General features: G+C 54.2%; 3 rRNA genes. All 3 read left to right on the plus strand.

The features are described 5' to 3' along the window. Positions 1-208: 208 nt before the first annotated feature. The 3 genes from EV139_RS15770 (at position 209) to rrf (ending at position 5,528) form a co-directional block, all read left to right on the plus strand. Positions 209-1,731: ribosomal RNA gene (locus tag EV139_RS15770) — 16S ribosomal RNA — on the plus strand. 435 nt (positions 1,732-2,166) lie between these two features. Beyond that, positions 2,167-5,272 (plus strand): 23S ribosomal RNA (locus EV139_RS15775). A gap of 139 nt (positions 5,273-5,411) precedes the next feature. Beyond that, a 5S ribosomal RNA gene (gene rrf, locus EV139_RS15780) occupies positions 5,412-5,528 on the plus strand. Together the 16S, 23S and 5S rRNA genes form the textbook arrangement of a ribosomal RNA operon. The last annotated feature ends 8 nt before the right edge of the window (positions 5,529-5,536 follow it).

A 5,536-nucleotide genomic window follows, 5' to 3' on the forward strand; every position in this document is an offset into this window, starting at 1 on the left:
ACGGGTGGTGTCTGGTCTTTGAGAACTCAATAGTGTGCACTTTAATTGTCAAATGCCAATTATTTATCCCGTCGCTGGATCACGTTTGTGGTTTGGTTGATGGCGATTCCTTTTGGACAAATTATATGAACGTCAGTAATGATGTTCGTTTTGTCAGGTTGAACTCGTTCGTTGGTGGCTTATTCCGCTGCTTTCGGACATGTAATTTTTTACGGAGAGTTTGATCCTGGCTCAGGACGAACGCTGGCGGCGTGCTTAACACATGCAAGTCGAACGATGAAGCCTAGCTTGCTAGGTGGAAGAGTGGCGAACGGGTGAGTAACACGTGAGCAACCTGCCCTTCACTCTGGGATAAGCACTGGAAACGGTGTCTAATACTGGATATGTCCCATCACCGCATGGTGTGTGGGTGGAAAGATTTATCGGTGAAGGATGGGCTCGCGGCCTATCAGCTTGTTGGTGAGGTAGTGGCTCACCAAGGCGACGACGGGTAGCCGGCCTGAGAGGGTGACCGGCCACACTGGGACTGAGACACGGCCCAGACTCCTACGGGAGGCAGCAGTGGGGAATATTGCACAATGGGCGCAAGCCTGATGCAGCAACGCCGCGTGAGGGATGACGGCCTTCGGGTTGTAAACCTCTTTTAGTAGGGAAGAAGCGCAAGTGACGGTACCTGCAGAAAAAGCACCGGCTAACTACGTGCCAGCAGCCGCGGTAATACGTAGGGTGCAAGCGTTGTCCGGAATTATTGGGCGTAAAGAGCTCGTAGGCGGCTTGTCGCGTCTGCTGTGAAAACCCGAGGCTCAACCTCGGGCCTGCAGTGGGTACGGGCAGGCTAGAGTGCGGTAGGGGAGATTGGAATTCCTGGTGTAGCGGTGGAATGCGCAGATATCAGGAGGAACACCGATGGCGAAGGCAGATCTCTGGGCCGTAACTGACGCTGAGGAGCGAAAGCATGGGGAGCGAACAGGATTAGATACCCTGGTAGTCCATGCCGTAAACGTTGGGAACTAGATGTAGGGCCTGTTCCACGGGTTCTGTGTCGTAGCTAACGCATTAAGTTCCCCGCCTGGGGAGTACGGCCGCAAGGCTAAAACTCAAAGGAATTGACGGGGGCCCGCACAAGCGGCGGAGCATGCGGATTAATTCGATGCAACGCGAAGAACCTTACCAAGGCTTGACATATACGAGAACGGGCGAGAGATCGTCAACTCTTTGGACACTCGTAAACAGGTGGTGCATGGTTGTCGTCAGCTCGTGTCGTGAGATGTTCGGTTAAGTCCGGCAACGAGCGCAACCCTCGTCCTATGTTGCCAGCACGTTATGGTGGGAACTCATGGGATACTGCCGTGGTCAACACGGAGGAAGGTGGGGATGACGTCAAATCATCATGCCCCTTATGTCTTGGGCTTCACGCATGCTACAATGGCCGATACAAAGGGCTGCGATACCGCGAGGTGGAGCGAATCCCAAAAAGTCGGTCTCAGTTCGGATTGGGGTCTGCAACTCGACCCCATGAAGTCGGAGTCGCTAGTAATCGCAGATCAGCAACGCTGCGGTGAATACGTTCCCGGGCCTTGTACACACCGCCCGTCAAGTCATGAAAGTCGGTAACACCCGAAGCCGGTGGCCTAACCCTTGTGGAGGGAGCCGTCGAAGGTGGGACTGGTGATTAGGACTAAGTCGTAACAAGGTAGCCGTACCGGAAGGTGCGGCTGGATCACCTCCTTTCTAAGGAGCACTCAACAACATTGTTGTTGCAGATTGTCCAGATCATCACCGAATGTGTGGTGCTGGATGCTCATGGGTGGAACATTTGACAACGTAGATTTTTGTGTGGTGGGTTGATGTGAGTACGCCGGTTTCGGTTGGAAAGTGTTGGCTTGCTGTGTGAGGGTTTCAGAGGGTGCATACTATTGGGTCCTGAAGGACCAGCCGGCTACTCCCTTTTGGGGGTGGTGGACTGCCTTCGGACTCCGGGGTGAGGGACGTGTTGTTCTTGCTTCGGGGATCGACCGTACGTTGAGAACTACACAGTGGACGCGAGCATCTTGCAACATCCTTTTGGGGTGTTGCTGATACTAATAATTTCATTGGTCACACACGACCGTGATGCTGGGCTTTGGTCTGGTTGATGGTGGTGTGTGTTTCTGAATACTTATGTGATTTCAAGTTTCTAAGAGCAAACGGTGGATGCCTTGGCATCTGGAGCCGAAGAAGGACGTAGTAATCTGCGATAAGCCTCGGGGAGCCGATAAACGGGCTGTGATTCGAGGATTTCCGAATGGGGAAACCCCGCCAGGGCGCGTGCGTACCTGGTGACTCCCGCCTGAATATATAGGGCGGGTAGAGGGAACGTGGGGAAGTGAAACATCTCAGTACCCACAGGAAGAGAAAACAACAGTGATTCCGGGAGTAGTGGCGAGCGAAACCGGATGAGGCTAAACCGATTATGTGTGATACCTGGCAGGGGTTGCATAGTCGGGGTTGCGGGACATACCGTGAGGCGCTGCTGAGCCTCGAACGTGAGAGTGAAGCTATAGGAGAACCGCTTGGAACGGCGGACCGGAGTGGGTGAGAGTCCCGTATCCGAAATGGTTTTACCGCGTGGTGTGTATCCCAAGTAGCACGGGGCCCGAGAAATCCCGTGTGAATCTGTCAGGACCACCTGATAAGCCTAAATACTTCCAGATGACCGATAGCGGACTAGTACCGTGAGGGAAAGGTGAAAAGTACCCCGGGAGGGGAGTGAAATAGTACCTGAAACCGTTTGCTTACAATCCGTCGGAGCACCCTTGTAGGTGTGACGGCGTGCCTTTTGAAGAATGAGCCTGCGAGTTAGCGATATGTGGCGAGGTTAACCCGTGTGGGGAAGCCGTAGCGAAAGCGAGTCTGAATAGGGCGAGTGAGTCGCATGTCCTAGACCCGAAGCGAAGTGATCTATCCATGGCCAGGTTGAAGCGCGTGTAAGAGCGCGTGGAGGACCGAACCCACTTAGGTTGAAAACTGAGGGGATGAGCTGTGGATAGGGGTGAAAGGCCAATCAAACTTCGTGATAGCTGGTTCTCTCCGAAATGCATTTAGGTGCAGCGTTGCGTGTTTCTTGCCGGAGGTAGAGCTACTGGATGGCCGATGGGCCCTACAAGGTTACTGACGTCAGCTAAACTCCGAATGCCGGTAAGTGAGAGCGCAGCAGTGAGACTGTGGGGGATAAGCTTCATAGTCGAGAGGGAAACAACCCAGATCACCAACTAAGGTCCCAAAGCGCGTGCTAAGTGGAAAAGGATGTGGAGTTGCTGTGACAACCAGGAGGTTGGCTTAGAAGCAGCCACCCTTGAAAGAGTGCGTAATAGCTCACTGGTCAAGTGATTCCGCGCCGACAATGTAACGGGGCTCAAGCACGCCACCGAAGTTGTGGCATTCATATAACAGGTAGGCCTTCGTGGTCCAGCCGTATGGATGGGTAGGAGAGCGTCGTGTGGCGAGTGAAGCGGCGGTGTGAACCAGCCGTGGATGCCACACGAGTGAGAATGCAGGCATGAGTAGCGAAAGACGGGTGAGAAACCCGTCCTCCGGAAGACCAAGGGTTCCAGGGTCAAGCTAATCTGCCCTGGGTAAGTCGGGACCTAAGGCGAGGCCGACAGGCGTAGTCGATGGACAACGGGTTGATATTCCCGTACCGGCGGTAAACCGTCAAAGACCTAACTAGTAGTGCTAAGCAATCCAAAGCTGACTGGATCCTTCGGGTGATGGTTGGTGGCGGCTGCGAACCCGAACTGGGGTGGTGAGCGTGAGGTGTGACGCAGGAAGGTAGCCTGTGCCGGGCGATGGTTGTCCCGGTGTAAGTGCGTAGGCTGAGGGATAGGCAAATCCGTTCCTCGTGAAGGCTGAGACACGACGCGGACCCGTATGGGGAAGCAGGTGATCCTATGCTGCCAAGAAAAGCATCGACGTGAGGTTTGCTGTTGCCCGTACCCCAAACCGACTCAGGTGGTCAGGTAGAGAATACTCAGGAGATCGAGATAATCATGGTGAAGGAACTCGGCAAAATGCCCCCGTAACTTCGGGAGAAGGGGGGCCATCCACTTATACGGATTTACTCCGGAAAGGGTGTGGTGGCCGCAGAGACCAGTGGGAAGCGACTGTTTACTAAAAACACAGGTCCGTGCTAACACGCAAGTGGACGTATACGGACTGACGCCTGCCCGGTGCTGGAAGGTTAAGAGGAGAGGTTAGACCTTTGGGTCGAAGCTTTGAATTTAAGCCCCAGTAAACGGCGGTGGTAACTATAACCATCCTAAGGTAGCGAAATTCCTTGTCGGGTAAGTTCCGACCTGCACGAATGGCGTAACGACTTCCCAGCTGTCTCCACCGTGAACTCGGCGAAATTGCAGTACGAGTAAAGATGCTCGTTACGCGCAGAAGGACGGAAAGACCCCGTGACCTTTACTACAGCTTGGTATTGGTGTTCGGTGTGGCTTGTGTAGGATAGGTGGGAGACTGTGAAGCGGGCACGCTAGTGTTCGTGGAGTCGTTGTTGAAATACCACTCTGGTCATATTGGATATCTAACTACGAACCCTGATCGGGTTTTAGGACAGTGCCTGGTGGGTAGTTTAACTGGGGCGGTTGCCTCCTAAAAAGTAACGGAGGCGCCCAAAGGTTCCCTCAACCTGGTTGGCAATCAGGTGGCGAGTGTAAGTGCACAAGGGAGCTTGACTGTGAGACTGACAGGTCGAGCAGGGACGAAAGTCGGGACTAGTGATCCGGCAGTGGCTTGTGGAAGCGCTGTCGCTCAACGGATAAAAGGTACCTCGGGGATAACAGGCTGATCTTGCCCAAGAGTCCATATCGACGGCATGGTTTGGCACCTCGATGTCGGCTCGTCGCATCCTGGGGCTGGAGTTGGTCCCAAGGGTTGGGCTGTTCGCCCATTAAAGCGGTACGCGAGCTGGGTTTAGAACGTCGTGAGACAGTTCGGTCCCTATCCTCTGCGCGCGTTGGAGATTTGAGAGGATCTGACCCTAGTACGAGAGGACCGGGTTGGACGGACCTCTGGTGTGCCAGTTGTTCTGCCAAGGGCATGGCTGGTTGGCTACGTTCGGGATGGATAACCGCTGAAAGCATCTAAGCGGGAAGCCGGCCTCGAGATGAGATCTCCGTACACTTTGAGTGTGTGAGGCTCCCAGTAGATGACTGGGTTGATAGGCCAGATGTGGAAGCACCGTAAGGTGTGGAGCTGACTGGTACTAATAAGCCGATGACTTGATTTTATCCCCACTATTGTGTGGGGGCATACGTCTTCAGTAACGATGATTCGCGTCCACTTTGTGGTTCCCAACGGACGGCCACTTCATATCCCAGCCAACACAGGTAATACGGTGCTGGGGGTGGTTGATAAGTTGATAGAGTTACGGCGGTTATAGCGTCAGGGAAACGCCCGGTCACATTCCGAACCCGGAAGCTAAGACTGACTGCGCCGATGGTACTGCACTCGGGAGGGTGTGGGAGAGTAGGACACCGCCGGACACCTTTTA

Origin of the sequence: Leucobacter luti, from assembly GCF_004217175.1 — a bacterium.
Taxonomy (GTDB): Bacteria; Actinomycetota; Actinomycetes; order Actinomycetales; family Microbacteriaceae; genus Leucobacter; species Leucobacter luti.